Raw genomic sequence first — 18,500 nt, 5'->3', positions numbered from 1 at the left:
GGAAAGATCAGGGAAGAAGAAAGACAGCGCAGCTCATCCGGCCGGGCGACGGCCCTGCACCAGCACGCGCGCGGGGAAGCTCAACGACGCCGGCGGCCGCTCGTCGATGCGGCCGATCGCGCGGATCGCCTGCAGCACCGCTTCATCGGCTTCGGTGTTGCCGCTGCCGCGCGCGAGCTCGACGCGGGTCACCTGCCCGGCCTCGTCCAGCCAGACGTTGACGGTCAGCTGGAAGGCCAGGCGCTGCACCTTGGCGTCGCGCGCCACGGCCTGTTGCAGCACGTAGCCCAGGTAACGGCCGTAGCTCGCATTGCCGGCGCCGCCGGCACCGGTACCGCTGCGCCCGCCGCCCGAGCCGGACTGGATGCCGAAGCTGTCGCCGCCGGCCTGCGCGTCGGCATCCATCGTCACCGGGTCGGCGGTGTCGGGTGTCGGCGCTTCTTCGGTGGGCTTGGGCACCTCGTCCAGCGACTCGGGCTCGGGCATGACCTCTTCAGGGGTCACCTCCGGATCGGGCTCGGGCTCCGGTGGGGGCGGCGGCGGTGGTGGCGGCAACATCACCATCGGGATCTCGGCCACGGGCCGGCGCGTACTGGCGGTGTCCTTGAACAGCAGGTACCAGAGCAGCAACGCCACGGCCGCCAGGCCGACGATCAACGCCGCCACGGGCCACCAGCGGCGCCACGCGGGCACGCTGTCACCGCTGCGGGAGTGGAGGGAAGTCACGCCCTCACCCCTGCACTTTGCCGGTGACCAGGCCGACCTGGGTCAGCTCGATCTTCCGCAGCAGGTCGAGCACTTCGACCACGCGCGCGTACTGCACCTGCGCATCGCCGCGCACGATCACCGGGATATCCGGATTCAGTGCCTTCTCCGTGCGCAGGCGATCCTCCAGCTCGGCCAGGCTGACCGGGTAGGCGTCCAGGAAGATCTGGCCGGCGTTGTCGACCGTGATCGCCTTGGTCTTGGGCTTCTCCAGCGCCATGCTGGAACTGGCCTTCGGCAGGTTGACCTCGATCCCGGGAATGGTGGCGTTGCTGGTGAGGATGAAGATCACCAGCACCACCAGCAGCACGTCCACGAACGGGGTGACGTTGATGCCTTTCTCGCGTTTCTTGATGCCGAACCGCTTTGCCCTGGCCATGGTGGTCTCCTCAGGCCAGTGCCGGGCGCGCTGCTGCGGCCGGTGCGGTGCGGTCGAACTCTTCGGCCAGGCGCGCGGTGAACTCGTCGACGAACACCGACATGTCCGCCGCGATCGCTTCAGCGCGCGAGGCCAGCCAGTTGTAGCCAAACAGGGCCGGGATCGCGACGCCCAGACCGGCCGCCGTACACAGCAGCGCCGCCGCCATACCCGGCGCCACCGAGTTGATGTCCACCGCGCCGGCCATCGCCGCCACCGCGAACACCAGCATGATGCCGATCACGGTGCCGAACAGGCCAATGTACGGCGCGCCTTCGATCGTGGTGGACAGCCAGTTCATGCGCTTAGACATGCGCTCGGTCTCGCGCGTGACTTCGGCATCCATCGAGGCGCGGATCGAGGTGATCGCCGCGGCGGTAAGGCCATGGTGGTGCGAGCCGCGCCCGTCCATTTCTTCCATGGCGATGCGGTACAGCCGCCACAGCGTGGAGTTGTCGCGGATCTGCGGAGCCAGGCTGCCGGTGCGTTCCAGTGCCTGCAGCGACGCGACCGGTGCACCGGTGACCTTCTTGTACTGGAGGGTGAAGGCCTCGTTGGCCTTGGCCACGGTGCCGAAGTAGCGGCTCTTGGCGATCATGATCGTCCAGGACAGGAGCAGCATCAGGCCCAGCACGATCACCACCACCCAGGCATCGACCGGCATCGCCTTGAGGATGAAACCGAAGTGGCTCACGCCGGCCGACTGCTCGTCTTCGCCGAAGGCGATCAGGCGCGATTCGGCCCCCTGCGCGGTGGCATCGGCCAGCAGCGCGGTGGCCGGGCGGGCCACCTTGGACACGCGCACTTCATCGATCACGCCCAGGAACGGCTGCGCGGCCGGAAGGGCGGCCGCCTCGCCCGCCGCACCCGTGGCAAGGGCGTCGCCACCGAGCAGGGCCTCACCGGTGAACGCCGGCAGGCCGGTGGCCAGACGCACCGCTTCGCGGCCGGCGACATACAGGATCACCGCATTCTCGGTGCTGGTCACCGCCACGTGTGCCCACTGTCCGGCCACCAGTGCCGGGATCGGCTGGCTGCGCTGGTCGTTGACGCGCACGTAGGGCACGCCGTTGTCGAGGCCGACGAGGAAGACGTTGCCGCCTTCGCGGCGCGCATAGATCGCCTGGTCCGGGCCGAGTTGGTCCGGTTTGATCCAGGCCGAGACGGTCATCGCGCCGTTGGCCGCCACCGCCAGCGACGGCGCACCCGGCAGGTGCAGCGGCGCGCCGGCCAGCTGTGCACCGCGGCCGATGATCGCGCCGTCGGCGGGCTTGAACTCACCGGTGAGCGTATTGACGTACGCCGTGGTGTCGCGTGCCTCGGTGCCGCTGTCGGCGAAGTGGTAGACCGCGCTGTAGTCCGGATCGAACACGCGTTGGCCGTTGGCCGCCGCCGGTGCGCCGGCGTTGCCGTAGTACATCCAGATCGTCTGCGCCGCGGTGCCGCTGAGCGTGGGCACGTCGACCCAGATCAGGGCCATGCCCAGCGCCGCGTCGTATTGCTCGACCTGGTGGTTGAGCACGGTGTGGCCGTCGGCCCCGACGAAGCGCAGGTCGTTGCCGCCTTCGGCGACGCCGTCGAAGGCGAAGTTGCCGGTGTGCAGGCGGATCAGCACGGGCGTACGGCCGAGATTGCCGCCCAGCGCGGCCCCGTTGGGGCTGGCATCGAGCGTGATCGGCTTGCGGTACTTCCAGTCGGCCTGCCACCACGCGGTCTCGGCGTGGGCGACGCTGAGCGTGGACATGCTCAGGCAGAACAACAACAGGGCAAGAAGGCGTTGCATGGACGGTATCTCCGGAAAATGCTTGGGAAAGTCAGGCTCAGTAGCTGGCGCCGACGCTCAGGTGCAGGCGGTTGGCATCTTTGGTCGTGGTCGGGCCGTCGTGCAGCGTCCGGCCGTAGTCGAAGCGGAGGTTGTAGTGCTCGCCGATGCGCAGGCGGCTGCCCACGCCGACCGCGCTCATCGCGGCGCTGACGGCCTGCTCGGGCAGCGGCCGGCGCAGGCCCAGCCAGGCACCGTCGAGGAAGCCGTAGAAGCGCCAGTCCTGCAGGCCCCACAAGCCGAGCGGGCGTGTGCGCCATTCCAGCGTGGCCAGCGCGCCGTAATCGCCGATGCCTTCGGCCGAGCGGTAGCCACGGGTGGTGAACATGCCGCCGGCGGCGAACTGCTCGCCGGAGACCAGCGGCTGGTCGGTCATCTGCGCCGACAGCCGCGCGAACCACTGCGCACCACTCTCCAGCGTGTAGGTGTCGCTCAGTTCCAGCTTGAGCGCGAAGAAGCTGGGATCGGCGTAGGCGCGCTTCCAGTCGAACTCGTCATCGGTACTGCCGTAACCGAACAGGCTGCGCGCACCGAACACCGCCTGCACGCCGACGTTGAGCTGGTGCCTGGTACCCTGGCGGAAGCCGCTGTAGGCCACGGTCACCGGCGCGTACTTGAGCGGGGCGAAATCCGAGGCCTGGCCGACCATCGCGACCGATTCGTCCAGGTCCTTGAAGTCGACACCGGCCGAGAGCTGGTGCCACCAGGCGCCCGTCATCGGGAAGGTGTGGCTGAGCTTGACGCCGACCGCGTGGCCCTTGCCGGTGACATTGGTCTGGCCGGTGGACACCACGTTGCTGTCGGAGCGGTAGCCGGAGAAATCCAGCATCCAGTCCGGGCTGCCCAGCGGCAGACCGTAGGCACCGGACCACACGTTGGCCTGGTCCAGGTCCTGCGGCGCGGCGAAGAACGTCAGCGAGGCGGTGTGCTCGCGCTGCCAGAGGTTGTCGTGGCCGACCGTGAGGATGCTGCGCAGTGGCTCGGTGTCCACGCTGTGGTCGTTGTTGAGCGTGGCGCTGTAGCGCCAGGGCGACGTGTCATCGACCTTGAGCTCCACATCCATCGTGCCCTCGGCGGCGCCGGGCTTGACCAGCGGCACCACCTGGCGCTTGCCGCCACGGTTGAGTTCGGTCAGCTGCGCCTGCGCGCGTTCGAAGTCCGGCACGGCGCCCGCCTGCAGTGCCGGCACGCGCTCGGCCAGGCGTGCGGGATCGTTGTGCTCGGCGCCGACCACCTTGACCTGGCCGATGCGGGTCTCGGTGACCTGCAGGATCACCACGCCGCCGCTGACCTGCTGCTCGGGCAGATCCACATACACAGACTGGTAGCCCTTGCCCTGGTAGGCCGACTGCAGCGCCACGCGCGCCGCTTCGACATCCTGCAGGGTGCGGTCCGGGCCGAGATGCGGGGAGACCGCCTGCTCGATGTCGCGCGCGCCGAGCACGGTGTTGCCGCGCACCAGGTACTCGTTGATGTTGACGCGGGCAGCCGGGCCAGCCGGGGCCGCCGCGGCCGCCATCGGGGCAGCGACGGCATCGGCGTCGGCATGCGCGGTCTGCGCGTTGGCCAGCGAGATCGCGCAGAGCAGGCCCAGTGGCAGGGATGCCCGTGCCAGCGCCGGGGAGATTGAAGACATCAGTGGCTTCTCAATGCGGAAAGGGATTCAGATGCGCAGGAGGTGAGCGTGCGCAACGGCGGTAACAGCGCCGTTGCACCGGCAAGGCAGTTGCGTGCGCGCGCATGGCGTTGGCCACGCGCGCTGGCCAGAGGCAGGAAAGACGTCGTCATCACTGTCGCTTCGTCGTCGCAGCGTCGAGACGGGCGCGCTGCTCGATGCTCAGCTCGCCCATGCCGACCACCTGCACCACGCTGTCCGGGTCGTAGCGGTCCTCGTGCTTCGGCGGTGCCACGCTGCTGGTTTCGCTGCCGAAGCCCAGCACCTGCACGCTGATGGTGGAGGGGCGGGTCTGCTGCGTCTGGCGCTTGACCATCTCCTGCGCGGCCTGCACTGCGGTGTTCGCCGCCGCGCTGGCCGAGGTCAGCGCACTGACGTTGACCGCCGCGACCACCGGAATGCCCACTGCCTTGCCCTGTACCTGGATGTTGTCGGCATTGAGCACCTGCAGCGCGGCCAGGTTGACGTTGCCCGAGACGCGGATGCCGGCCTCGCCTGCATCGATGGTGCCCAGCGGCGCGATCAAGTCGATGTCACCCGGCGGAATCTCCGCGATCGGGTTGAGCGTGGCGATGCCCGCACCGGTATTGGGGGTGTTCGGCGACAGCGCGACGTTGCCGACGGTGTCGTAGACGCGGCGCTGCGGGGTGTAGACCACCGTGGTCTTGCTGCCGCGGCCGGCATTGATGTCGCCCTCGGCCGACCACGCCAGGATGTTGCCGCCGAAAGTGGTGAAGATGCGGCTCTGCCCGAGCAGCAGGCTGCCGCGCGAGTAGATGTTGATGTCACCCTCGCCCTGGGTGAGCACACCGGAACCGGCCCCCGGCAGGAAGCCACCATCCACGCCCACCAGGGTGCGACCGCCGGGCACCAGCAGATGGATGTCGCCGCCGAAATCGGTGTGGATACCGGCGTCGTTGACACGGTAATAGCGCACCCCGGTGGTGGGGCGACCGGCGGCAATCCAGTCCGCTTCGCTCAGGTAGGTCTGACCCGGTTTCGGGCGGCGGCCCGCCGCCGATTCGAGCACGCCCTCGTAGTACAGCGCACTGCTGAACATGGTCAGGTCGCCCTGGTAGGCGATCTCGCCCCCCTTGGCATCCTTGGTCGGCAGCAGCGTGGCGATCGCCTCGCGGCCACGCAGATAGCTGCCTTCGCGCGGTCCGTCGACGGCGGTGTACTCACGGCCGGCGGCCTTCAGCTCCGCGTAGTACACGTTGCGCAGGAAGGCGCTCTGCTGCTCGGCGGGCAGCGCGGCGAAGAAAGCCTGCGCGTCCATGCTGGCGGCGTCGAAGTGCAGGCCGCGTCCGTTGGCGCCTCCGAAGCGGCCGGTCAGCCAATTGACCAGGTGCAGTTGGCTCTCCAGCTTGAACTCCCGGGCGAGGTCGCGGCTGGCGGCCGTGCCGCCGCTGGCCACCGCCGTGGCGTGCGCCTGGTCCAGGGCCTGCTGCTGTTGTGCCAGGAACGCGGCGGCACCGGCCTCATCGCCGCCGTAGCCGAACTGCGCCTGCAGCCATTGCGCCAGCGACACCGCGCCGCCGTAGACACGGACGACCTTGCCGTCCTGATCGCCCAGCGCGCGGCCGGGATCGGCGAGGTTGGCCGCATCCAGATAGCGCGCGGCGAAGGCGTTCCAATCCGCGCCGTGTTCGCCAAGACCGGCCGCCACCGCGATGCTGGCGCCGCTGCTGCGGTCGCCGGGCGTGGCGCCGGTGACCGGTCCCAGGCTGCGCAGTTCGCCCTTGTCGGCCATGTACACGTCGCGCCCGGCGCTGATGTCGAGCAACCCGGGGCCGGCGACGTAGAACGTGCTGAAGCGGATGTCGCGCCCCGCCTGCACGACCGACACGTCGTCGGCACTGGTGTGCACGATCAGGTTGCCGCGTGCGGTACCGCTGGCGATCGCCGTGGGCCGGGGCTCGGCGGCAGGATCGCCGCGGTTGATGGTGCCCATCCAGCCCAGCGCACCATCGGCATTGCCAAACACCGTGCCGACGTTGTCGAAGGCACCCAGCGGAGTGCCCGAGTTGACGATGTCCCGGCCGGCACGGATGGCGACGGCACCACCACCGTCGTACCAGGTGTTGGTGATATTGGTGGTGACACCGTTGTTGAAGACGCCGTACTGGGTATCGACCACGCTGCCGCTGCGCAGCCCGACCAGGTCGCCGTGGAGCGCGTAGTAGCGCGAAGGCGTCTGGCCCACGTGCACGTAACCGGACGCGGTCGGCGAAGTGAAGGAGAACAGCGGATAGAGCTGCAGGGAGCCGTTGGCGCGGCCGCCTGAGATCAGCACGCTGGGCGCCAGGGCGCCGGTACTGACGTTGTGCAGGTATTGACGCCCGTACCACATCTCCTGCCCCAGCCCGACGAACCCGGGATTCCAGGGATTGGGCAACGCGGTCGGGTCTGCGCCGGAGGTGCCGAAGCCGGTGCCGTTGGCATAGATCGAGCCGGCCGCGAGCAGTTCCAGTTGACCGGTGCCCTGTGCGTCGAACTGCCCGTTCACCGGCGACGGCGCCAGTACCACGCCCGCCACGAAGTCCTCGTTGTTGGTGCCGGCGGTCGGGGCCGTGCGGGCGCGACCGTAGTAGATGCTGCCGCTGGCAGCCACCGCGCGCAGGACCGAGGGATACACGTGATTGCCGTCGGTCGCCCGGGCGTCGGTGCCAGCGTTGCGGTCCTGCATCGCCAGCGACGGCGTCAGGTTGCCGCCGGCGGCCATCAGGTCCACCGCGGTGGAGGGGGTCCACAGCGAGAACCAGCTCCAGCCGCCGTCCTGGTAAGCGTTGCCGCCCACGCTGAAGGGGGTGCCATTGTTGAACTGGGCGACCCGCCCCGGATCCGAGACGGTACCCAGCACCAGGTCGCCACGCGCATCCAGACGGGCGCCGGCATCGCCGAGCACCAGCACCGGCCCACCGGCTGCGGTGGCGGCCGTTGCGGTGTACACGTCGTAGGGACGCGACTCCTTGGCGTCCTGGCGTTTGCCGTAGCGCAGTTCCACGCCGCCCACCGAACCGGCTTCCAACCGCAGTGCACCGCGCAGGTTGGTGAAGCTGCCGTTGATATCCAGTCGCTGCGCGTCGTTGACGGTGATCTCGTTGGCCACCGGCGCGGCATTGCTGCCGGTGAACGAGCGCAGCGAGGGGTCGGCATTGAGGCCGCCGCCGATGCGGATGTCCAGATCGCCGCCGCCGGTCTGTACCAGCGCGCCATCGGCGCTGACCCTGCCGGTGCTGGCAACGGTCAGGTTCAGGCCCGCGCTGCGGGTGATGTACGCCGCGCCATGGTCGCCGCGGCTTTGCAGCATGCCCGCATCGCCGCCCGCCTCCAGCAGCAGGTTGCCACCGCCGAGCGTGCCGAAGCCGGTGAACCCGACCAGCTGCGGCATGTTGACGAAGTTGTTGTTGTAGTTCGCGGTGTCGGGCGCGGCAACGTACGTGCCGAAGTTGATCCACCATGCGGTCGGCAGGCCTTCCGCACCGGTCTGCACGCTGCCGGTACCCTGTCGCCACAGCCAGTTGCCCACCGATGCGCTGGTGCTCAATCGCGGTGTGGCGATTCCCAGCGTTTCCGTACGCGTCAGCGCTCCCTGACGCCCGATGCTGTCGCCCGAGATGTTGCCACCGGCGCGCAGCAGCAGGTTGCCACCTGCTTCGGGATACCACGCCTGGTACAGGCTCTGGCTGCCGCCATCGACAAGGTGCTCGAACACCTCGCCGGCATCTCCCAGCACGCTGTTTCCGAGCGGATTGGCATTGCCGGGTGCGACGCGCGCGCGCGCCTGGTTGTACGGGTCGCGCCCGTTGCCGGCCAAGGCAGCCGACGGAGTACCGGCGGTGTAGACGCCATACAGCGAGGTGGTGGCGATGTCCTTGCCGGAGACCAGACGCAGGTCGCCGGTACCGGTGCGCACCACGCTGGGCAACTGTTCGCGCCCGGGCAGTGTCCTGAACTCGGTGTCCGGCGGAACCTCTGGCGAGTCGATGGCAGCCACACCGTCGAAACCGAACTCGTTGAGGTTCTCCGGACCGCTGTACACGAAGCCCCACATCATCAGTTCGCTGAGCTGGTCCTCGGTGAACGCAGTGCCCGTGGTGGGGACGAAGCTGACGATGTACTCGCCGTAGAATTCCACGACCAATCGTTCGAACGCTTCGGTGTCGCCCCACAGGTAGGTGGCCGGCGAGCCGGTCCCGGGAATCTCCACCACGGCGCCACCCTGGCCGTAATGCGGATCGGACAGGCGCAGGCTGCCGGTGCCGGCAGGATCCACCGTCAGGCGATCCGCGGCGGCTGTATCGGCGCCCGCCACCAGGCTGACGTCCCACGATTGCGACCCGGCCGCCAGCATCGGCGCCAGTGCCCAGATGCGACCCTGGTTGCCATCGGCGTCCACCGGTCGCAGGTTCACCGTGGTGGCGTCGCCGGGCAGCTTGACCTCGGTGTCGCTGGGAATGAAGGCGCCCTTGGCCAGGCCCAGGTCAGCGGCCAGGGTGACCAGATTGCCGAGTGGCGACGCCGGCAGGGCCACACCGGCCGGCCAGGTCATCGCCGCGATGCGGGCGGCCAGCGGCAGGCGCAGGCCGGCCGACAGACGCGCGCCCTGCGGCACCGTGACCGCATCGGCCAGGACCGTGCCTGCCGCATACAGCAGCGCACCGGAGGCATCGTGGACGGCCGCGCCCAGCACGGTGCCCTTGGCCAGCGCCAGCGGCAGCGCGAGACGGGCGTCGGCGGGCAACAGGGTGCCGGCGGCCATCTGCATGTCACCGATGGGCAGGTCGTAGTTGAGCACCTTGCCCGAATTGAACACGGTGCCGGCGGCGAGCGTGACCAGGCCGCCATGCGGAACCACCACGTCGCTGCCGAACAGCTGGCGGCCGGCGGTGAGGTACCAGCCGTTGTCGTCGAACGTGGTGCCCAGGCGACTGCCATCGAAACCATCGCTGATGCTGCCGAACACCTCCAGGTCGCCCTGCGCGCGCAGCACCAGCGCACCGGCCTCACCGGAGCCGCGCACGCCGGTGCGCTGGCTGCCGGGGTTGAGGCTGGCGTAACGGTGCGCCGAAAGATCCAGATCGCCATCCACGTGCAGATTGCCGTCTGCATTCACCGCCAGGTCGGCCACGACCTCCACGCCCGGGCGCAGGTGGAACGCATCGCCGTACGCGCGCAGGCCCGCCAGGCGCTGATCGACCAGTGCGCTGTTGGCGAGTGCGGCGTCGATGAAGGTGGTGCTCTGCGCATGCAGGCGGTCCAGGTACGCCTGGTCGATGACCTGGTAGGTTTCGCCGCTGGTGCTGGCCTCCGTGCCTGCCGCTGCGCTGTTGTCGGTGATGAAGGCATTGAGCTGGATCGTCTTCGCACCGTCGATGCTGATCGGGCCGCCGGCCGCGATCGCCACGTCGTTGCCGCCCACGCGCGGCGCGTTCAGCGCCACCGTGCCGACATTCCTGCTGCTGCCGGCCACGCGCAGGTCCATGCGTGCGCCACTGGCGATGGCCAACGTGCCACGCCCCGAATCGATCTCGATGGTGGCGCGGTTGGGCGCGTCGATCGCCGCCCCGTAGCTGTCGCGGCGCAGTACGCTCGCGCTGGCATCCAGCACGGCCGCGCTGCCCAGGGTGACGCCATTGCGCGCGGCCAGACGGATGCTGCCGGCCTGTTCGCCACTGGCATCGACGGTGCCGTTGACCCACAGCTGACCGTTGTCCAACGCGATGTTCACCTCACGCGCCACCACTTCGTCGCCCAGCGCAAGATCACCCTCGCCGATGCGGAAGCTGCGCCCGCCGGTGACGCCATCGCGGGTCAAGCGCGAATTGAGCCCACTGAAATCGTTGATCCCCTGCCCGTGCAGGTCGATGCGCCCGGCGCTGTACGGCACCTCGGTGCCACCGGCGTCGTAATGCCCACTGCTGCTGCCCAGCAGCTGGCCGGCCAGATCGAGGGTGCCTGCGGCGGCGTGTGCGGTGAACGTGCCGGCGCGGTTGTTCTGCGCGGCCAGGCTGATCTTCGCGCCGCTGTCCTGCTGCACGTCGCCCTGCCGGCTGTCGATCAGCACGTCACCGCCCCAGCTGTACTTGGCGGTGTCGAAGAAGGCGATGCGGCGGCCGGCGAGGTCCAGCTGCGCGCCATCGGCGAGGCGCACGTCGCCCTGCGCCGCGAGGCGCAGCTTGCCGCTGGGCAGCAGCACGGCGGTGTCCAGCAGCAGGCTGCCGTCGCGGCTGCCCAGCGCGATCTCCGCGCCCAGCGCGGCGGCCAGGGTCGCGTTGTCGGGCGCGACGGGCGCGCCGTTGCCGGTGACATGCAGGTTGCCCCCGGTGGTGATCGTGTTGACCGACCCGGCTGCGCCGGTCAGCAGCGGCGTGTTGATGAACAGCTCGCCGCCACTGCGGGCGTAGGAGCGGGTATCCGCATTCCAGTCACCCTGGGTCTCGAAGATGCTCAGGCTGCCCTTCTGGTTGGCGGTCACGCGGCCGCTGGCGTTGAGGTGCACGCCGGCGAAGCCCAGCGCAAGACGGTCCTGCGTGCGCACGGTATCCGGCTGGGTACGCGGGCCGTAGCCGAACACGATGTCGCGGGCATCCACCACCAGCTGGCCGTGGCCGGTGCCCGGGCCGTCGGCGACGATGCTGCCGGCCGGCGCAAGTGCACCGCTCCAGATCAGGGTATCGGTGTGGATGCGGGCCACGGCATCGGCATCGCCATACCCGTAGATGGCCGGCGTCCCCAGCACCAGCTGCTGCAACGCCGATTTGCCGGTGACTGCATCGTAGGTGGACAGCGATACATCGCCGTAAAAGTTGACCGACTCGCGTGCGGTCAGCGACAGCGCTTCCAGTGCCGGCGCGCCGACGCTGGTGTCGCCCAGCAGCAGCCGACTGAGCACGTCCTGGTTGAGCGTCATGCCGGCCGGCAGCGTGCCGCGCGCGGTGGCGTCGGCGATCGCCTCGGCACTGCCGACGTTGATGCCACCGACGGCCAGCGCCAGGTTACGGGTGCCGTAGCGCACCGCATCGCCCAGCACGAAGCGGTTGTCGGTGGCGGTGGCGATGGTGCCCTCGGAGTACAGACGGGTCGTGCCCGCGCATCCGCTGAGCACTGCGCAGGCGCCGATCTCGATCGCACCGGCGCCGTTGCCCTGGCCGTCGACCGCTTCCGGCGCCAGCAGGTTGATCTGGCCGTTGGAGACGGCCAGCAGCGCAGAGCGACCCGGCGTATAGATGTAACCTTGCGCGGCGTCATAGGCGGCGGCGCCCTGGCCCAGCGTGTTGATGCCCGCGCCCTGTTCCAGGGTGATGCCACCCGCCTGGCGACCGGTCATCAGGAAGACCTCCGCCGCCTCCAGCTGCGCACCGGCACGCATCACGATGCTGTTGCTGGACCCGCCGCCTTCGATGTTGATCACGTTGGCCGACTGCAGCGAGCCGTTGGCCGGATTGGCGTAGGTGCTGCGCAGGCGGCCGCCGATTTCCAGGCGCGCTGCGCCGACCCGGTTCAGCTCGCTGGCATGCATGGAAATACCCGCGAAGTCCTCGGTCGCTTCCGTGCCGTCGGCGAGTATTTCGTAGTTCGTTGCATTGAACAGACGCGCGACCGAACCGGTGCCCGCCGTGGCGGGAGCATCCAGCACCGTGGCGTTGAACCGCAGCGAAGGCAGCTCCAGCGAGCCGGCCACATCCGGGCTGGTCACCATGAAATTGACCGCCTTGGCGTCGCGTTCCAGCAGCGGGCGCGGCGCCCCTTCGCGCGCGGCCTGCTGCAGCGCGAAGGTGGCGTAGCTGGTTTCGTTGTACTGCGAGTAGGTGCGCAGGGTGTCGGCGGCGGTCACCACCCACTGCGTGGGCAGCGTATCGCCGCTGCCGGTGTTGGCGACGCTCTGCCGCGCCGAGGTGCTCCACGAGCCGTTGCGCATGGCCTGGGTAGTGCCGAACGCGGTGGCACTGCCGGCAAGGCCGTTGCGTTCCACGCGGAAGGCACCCGGCAGCAGTGCATAGCTGGACGGCAGCAGCGTATAGGTGCCTGCCGGCAGCCCGGGGATGCCGGCGCCGAGGGTGATCTGCTGGCCGATGGCCGGATCACCGGCACCGCGCTCGGCACCGATCGGGGCCTGCCCGGCCTGTATCCCGGGCAGGATGGCATATACCGGGTTGGTGGACAGGCCCGGCAGCGTGAACCCATCGCGGTCCATCTGCACCAGCGGGTTGAGGCGCGCATCGGTGGAGCCACCGCGACCAGAGAGGAACGCCGCGCCGGTCAGTTCGCCGCCGCCGGACAGATCCAGCAGCGCGCCGGCCTGGGCGTTCACCGCGTGCGAGCGGAACTCCACCGCCGGTTCACCGCCCACGCCCTGGTAAGCCACGTCGACGCCGTTGTAGTTGTAGACCAGCCCGTCGACCGTGCCGCCGTAGGGCATCACCAGGCCGTTGGCGCTGACCGAGGTGACGCTGCCCGGCAGCAGGTTGACCACGCCGGTGTAGCCGGTGCCATCGGCGCGACCCAGAATGATGTTGCCCAGCGGCGCGCGCAGTACCCCGCCCTGGTTGATGGTGGCGGCACTGAACGTCATCGTGCCGAACACGCTGTAGGGCTGCGGCGTCAAGGTATTGCCGATGCGCTGGATGTCCAGCATGCGGTCCGGATCCAACTCGGTCGTGAGGGTGCCCCATTCGTTCAGCAGGGTCCGCAGGCCCACGGTGACGTTGCCGCTGCCGTAGATCTGCGCCGCCGCCAGGGTGGTGTCGCCGGGCGAGAACAGGTCGGCCTCGCGCAGGCGCAGGTCGCCCTGGCTTTCGATGCGCACCGCGCCGAACGCGTCGCGCTTGACCGCCAGCGGGTCGACCGCGTTCTGCACGATTTCACCGTTCGCGCCGAAGCCGACGATGCCGACCACATCGACCAGGCTGCCTGCGAACGTGATCGACGCCGCGTCGGCGAGCGCGGCCACGCCCAGCGAACCCGACGCCGGGCTCATGTTGCGCGAGCCGGTGACCGGGTTGGGCATGATGGTGCTGTCCGGCTGGCGGCGCGCCGAGCCGGCCAGGCGCAGGTACGGTGCGGACAGCTGCACCTGGCTGTCGCGCGTGGCATCCGTGGACAGCCCCAGCGCGCTCGCCGTGAGGTACAACGCCTGGCGCATGTCGAGCGCTACGTCGCCATCGAAGCTCAGCAGGCCATTGACGTACAGCGAAGCGGTATCGAAGCCGCCGGCCTGGATCGCATCCACGCCGTAGCGGGCCTTGCCATAGACCAGGGTTGGATCGAGCTCGCCGGCAACGGCCTCCGTGCCCAGGCCGCTGCCGCTGTAGTGCTGTTCGATCACCAGCTCACGCGGGACGCGCACGCCGTCGGCGACCTCGATGCCCTTACCGCTGAAGCGCTCGACCGGCCCGTAGATCGGCGTTTCAAGATTCAGCGCCAACGTGCCACCGCGCGCGCCGCTGCCACCGGCGGCGGCATGCAGGGTGCCGTCGACGAACAGCCCATTGCTGGCACTCAGCGCGATGACGCCGCCGTGGCTGGCAATGGGGGTCGTACCGAGATCGGGCAGGTCCAGCACCGCCTGCGCACCGGAGGCGTCCAGGCGGGCGCCCTCGCGCACCACCACGAATGCATCGATCGCCGGGAGGTTGCGCGATGCGAGGTCATGCCGTGCGCCGACCTCGATCGTGCCGCCCGCCAGCACCTGGCCGTGCCGACCGCCGGCTTCATCCAGGGCCGTATAGGCCATGCCGGACACGTCGAGCACGGCCTGCTCACCGATCCAGATCGAGCGCGCGTTGGGCGTTCCCTTGGGCAGGTTGAGCAGGCTGCCTTCACCCAGGTCACCGCCGAGGACCGTGATGCGTCCACCGCGGGCCTGCAGGGCACCGTCGAGGGTGATCTGTGCGTTGCCGGTCAGGGTGATGGCCTGGCCGGGATCGACGTTGATCCGGCTGTTGCGGCCGATCTCCAGGTCGGCCGCGTTCTGCGGCGTGCCGGCGGTCAGTGACAGCCCGGCGCCCTTGCGCAGAATGACCTCGCCGCTTTTCGGATCGTCCTGCTGCAGCGGTGGCAGCCAGACCGACAGGGCATCGTCAGGAGTGGCACCCGTGGCCAGCGCACGCGCGGCCGCGCGGTCGACCTGCAGCAGTGGCATCGCCACCTCCAGGTGCGCGCCCTCGACCACCTTGACGCCATCGCGGCCCACCACGTTGTACTGCTTGAAGCCGCTCTGGAACAGACCGGTGTCCAGCGCCAGGAACGACTGCACCGGCACGTCGCGCTGCCAGACCGTGCCGACCGGCAGGCGAGTGCCGGCCGGGACCGTGATCGCGGCAGTGGCCACGGTGCCGGCGACGTAACGGGAGGTCTGTGCCGGAATCGGCAGACCACCGGGGAATACATTCGCCGGCAGCACATAGCCGGCCGGCAGGTCGGTGATGGTCCACAGAGTGGTGCCCGCCGGCAGGATCTCGCCGGCGGACCGGACCGGACCGTAGTCGGCCAGCTGCACGGCAGCCGGCAACAGCCACGGTGCCTGGGTGGTCACCGGCTTGGTGCTGCTGACCTCGGGCCGGATCGTGAGCGGCATCGGTTTGCCGCCGGCCACATGGGTAATGGTGATGGAGAAGCTCAGCGGGATCACGTCGCCCGGCTGGAGCGTGACGTCGGCGGCCAGGCGTACCGGCAGCGTGCTGGCCTGGCCGGCGGCCAGCTGCTCGATCGCATCCGGCACGTCGCCACCGATGCTGACCATCGTGCCATTCTCGATGTTGAGCGCCCCGCCGCCCTTCACGCCGTGGCCGCGGATGCTGCCATCCAGCGACAGCACGCCGCTCCCCATGTTCTGCCCTGCGGCCAGGGTGACGCTGCCGCCCTTGCCACCGGCTACATCGCCCTCCTCGCCCATGGCCGCACCGGAGGACACGTCGATCACGCTGCCCTTGCCCAGGGCCACGTTGCCGGTGCTGCGCACCGCCACGCTGCCGCCGTCGAGGAACGGCAGTCCGCCGATGGCCGCCGGGTCCTGCGCCTGATTGGTCCACACGCCACGCGCATCGAGGGTCACGCCATCGCCGACCAGCACCTGGTGCAGCAGGGTATCGCCGGGACGCGCGCTGATTGGCAGATCCTGCCACTCGATGCCGCTCGAGGTGCGCTGCACGACCATGTCACCCAGTGCGATGCTACCGCCCCGGGCACGCAGATCGGCGTTGATGCGGACATCGCTGGCATGCAGGGCGATCGTGCCGCCCAGCGCAACCTCGAGCGCCTGGTCGACATCGATGCCGGCGTGCGCGTACACCTCCACGCCGCCGAAGCGCTGCGCGTTGAGCCAGGCCGCGTCCAGACCGATCTCGCCGGTGCCGGCGGCACTCGCTGCATCGCCGATGGCCACATGTTCGGCCAATGCGGCCGGGCCGAAACGCTGCTGTCCGCTGTTCTTGTCGTAGTACGGCAGGTAGCTGCCGATCACCAGCTGACCCTGGCGTGCAACGCTGGTCTGTCCCTGCTGGTAGCCATCCAGCGCGGCATCGCGGGCGCGTTGCTGGCGGTCGCCCTGGAAGGTGGTGGTGTCCACGTCGCCCTGCAGTTGCGCTGCACGGGTGGCGACGATCAGCCGGCCGGCATCGCGGCCCACGGTGTAGCCGTTCTCCAGCCTGCGCTGCGGTGCGATCAACGGGTTGTAGTAGAACTCGGTATTGCCCCAGCGCGCATGGGTATCTTCGAACCCGCGGTACAGCCCGCTGTAGAGCAGATCGCCCGGCGCGGTGGAGGCGTTGTAGAGCTTGCCGTCGGCGCCCTTGAGGTGGGTCAGGTTGACGTAGCCGGTCTGCACGTCCAGCGCGCCACCGGAGAGGTTGATGCTCGAGCCACGCTGCGTGGTCACGTTGCCGCCGGAGAACTGCACGGTCCCGCCCTGCGCCGACCACTCACCGATGCCATGGCCGGTCACCCCGAGGTAGCCGCCGACCTCCAGCAGGCCACCGGCGGTGTACCAGCGATCGGTCTCATAGCCGTTGGTGCCGGCCGGAACCAGGACCAGATCGCGGCGGTCAAGCCAGATGTTCCTGCTGTTGAGCGATTTGTCGTCCCGGTTGAGCGCGGCGTCACGCTGCTCGTTGCCCTGCACGTTGATCTGGACGTTGTTGGCCTCCATCGCGATCTTGACCCCGACGTAGCCGGCCACGTCCAGGCGCGCGCCCTGGCGGACCTCGCTGTCGGCGGCGTCGACGAAGATCTGCCCGCCCGTCGCCAGCGTCAGGCTGTCGTCATCGAAGGCGACCTTGCCGCCGGTGCTGATCTGCACCAGCGACTGGTCGCGGCGATGGGCGATACCGTCGCCGACCTTGTCCGATTCCTGCACCAGCGTTTCGCGCTGGACGTCCAGCGCGGTGGTGGCGCTGGCATCGAGCACGATCGCGGTGGTGCTGCCCTGGTCCAGCAGGACGCTGCCGGTGCTGTCGGCGCGTTCGTTCTGCAGGTGTACGGTGCCGCGGGTATGCACCGAGCTGGTCGAGATCAGTGCACCCTGCTGGCGCACGTCATGGGCGGCCAGGGTGATGTCGCCGGTGCTGGCCTGGATCAGGCCGCTGTTGCTGACCACGCCACTGGCGGTGGCCACGACGGCATCGGCTGCCACCGGCTTGCGCAGCGTGGTGACGACGTTGCCGCGCGTGGTGGAGGTCTGGTTCTGGTCGGTACCCATGCCCTTGCGGATCACGAACGCATCGCCGGCGGCCAGCGTGGCCTGGCCATTGGCGGTGGTGATCTGGCCCTGGTTGTGCACCTGGCGGCCGAGCAGTAGCACGTAGCCGCCGCCTTCGGTGACCGAGGACGGCACCGCGGTCGTGATCTGCGCGCCGCGTTCCACCACCACGTCACCGGTGGCCGCGCCATGGGCGAAGCTGTTGGCGCTGGTGGTCAGTTCATTGCCGAAGGTCGGGATGAAGCCACTGCCCTGCGCGTCGCTGTACAGGCCCTTGCGGAACTGCGCGTCGCTGATGTTCACCGCCGAGGCGGCCAGGTTCTTGACGTTGACCTGGCTGCTGCCGTCGAACACCACGCCATTGCGGTTGACCAGCATCACCGTGCCCTGGCCCTGGATGCGGCCGAGGATCTGCGACGGGAGCGCGTTGGGATCATTGACCCGGTTGAGCAGCGACCAGCTCGCCTGCTGGTCGAAATCGACCACGGTGTTGCGGCCGACGTTGAAGGTCTCCCAGTTGAGGATGGCCTTGTCGCCGGTCTGGGCGATGCTGACGGTGGTGGTGCCGTCTTTGCTGCTCTGGGTCGGAGCGCTGGCGTTGAACCAGCCGCGCGTCAGGGTGTCGTCATCGATCTTCAGCCCGCCCTCGCCCAGGCCATCGGGCACCTGGCCGGCGCGCAGCCGCGCGGCATCGCGCGCGGTCTGCTGCATGCGCTGCTGCATGGCGATCGCCTGCGCGGCAGTGTTGAGGTTCTCCAGCGAGGTCTTCAGCGTGTCGCGGGCCTGCTGTGCCTGCTGGTCGGTACGGACCAGGTTGGACGGCATGCCGTTCGGCAGGCGGCCGGTCTGCGCGGCGGTCTGCTGCTGCACGCCCTTGTTGGCGAACCATGCCGGACTGAAGGCCTGCTGCGCGTTGACGCCCGCCGCGACGCCACCGGCCATCAGCAACACCGCGATGGCCTGCGACAGCGCGCGCACCTGCGGCACCTGCGGGGCCGTGCATCCGATCGAACCGCTCTGCTGCTTCACCATCGCTGTCACCCGTCGCAATATCGTTCGCTGATAAGGGCAAGCGCGTGCTTCCGTCCTGCAGCGCGATCCCGTCCATGGCAGGAGCGAG

The 18,500-nt window shown here is 69.3% G+C and carries 5 protein-coding genes; all 5 read right to left on the bottom strand.

Annotation, left to right across the window (positions count from 1 at the left end; genetic code table 11):
• Positions 1-33 precede the first annotated feature (33 nt).
• Positions 34-726, bottom strand: coding sequence for an energy transducer TonB (locus tag ABE473_RS04375; protein ID WP_346488644.1), 693 nt, complete (start codon positions 724-726; stop codon positions 34-36).
• Positions 727-730: 4 nt separating this feature from the next.
• The gene (locus tag ABE473_RS04370; protein ID WP_088433529.1) at positions 731-1,144 is read right to left on the bottom strand and encodes a biopolymer transporter ExbD; all 414 of its coding nucleotides are present in this window, start codon (positions 1,142-1,144) and stop codon (positions 731-733) included.
• A gap of 10 nt (positions 1,145-1,154) precedes the next feature.
• A complete protein-coding gene (locus ABE473_RS04365) occupies positions 1,155-2,966 on the bottom strand; it encodes a DUF2341 domain-containing protein (RefSeq protein WP_346488643.1) in 1,812 nt (603 codons plus the stop codon).
• A gap of 37 nt (positions 2,967-3,003) precedes the next feature.
• Positions 3,004-4,641: a ShlB/FhaC/HecB family hemolysin secretion/activation protein gene (locus ABE473_RS04360; RefSeq protein ID WP_346488642.1), complete on the bottom strand. Its 1,638-nt coding sequence runs from the start codon at positions 4,639-4,641 to the stop codon at positions 3,004-3,006.
• A gap of 151 nt (positions 4,642-4,792) precedes the next feature.
• Complete coding sequence (locus tag ABE473_RS04355; RefSeq protein WP_346488677.1) at positions 4,793-18,412, bottom strand: filamentous haemagglutinin family protein; 13,620 nt, start codon at positions 18,410-18,412, stop codon at positions 4,793-4,795.
• Positions 18,413-18,500: the final 88 nt, after the last annotated feature.

The sequence above is a fragment of the Stenotrophomonas sp. TWI700 genome (assembly GCF_039673645.1).
Taxonomy (GTDB): Bacteria; Pseudomonadota; Gammaproteobacteria; order Xanthomonadales; family Xanthomonadaceae; genus Stenotrophomonas; species Stenotrophomonas maltophilia_AA.
The sequence above is the reverse complement of the archived record's forward strand: the minus strand, read 5'-3'. Positions and strand labels throughout refer to the sequence as shown.

Coding starts and splice junctions, on each gene's coding strand:
- ABE473_RS04370 (WP_088433529.1), bottom strand. CDS start 1,144: ATGGCCAGGGCAAAGCGGTTCGGCATCAAGAAACGCGAGAAAGGCATC.
- ABE473_RS04365 (WP_346488643.1), bottom strand. CDS start 2,966: ATGCAACGCCTTCTTGCCCTGTTGTTGTTCTGCCTGAGCATGTCCACG.
- ABE473_RS04360 (WP_346488642.1), bottom strand. CDS start 4,641: ATGTCTTCAATCTCCCCGGCGCTGGCACGGGCATCCCTGCCACTGGGC.
- ABE473_RS04355 (WP_346488677.1), bottom strand. CDS start 18,412: ATGGTGAAGCAGCAGAGCGGTTCGATCGGATGCACGGCCCCGCAGGTG.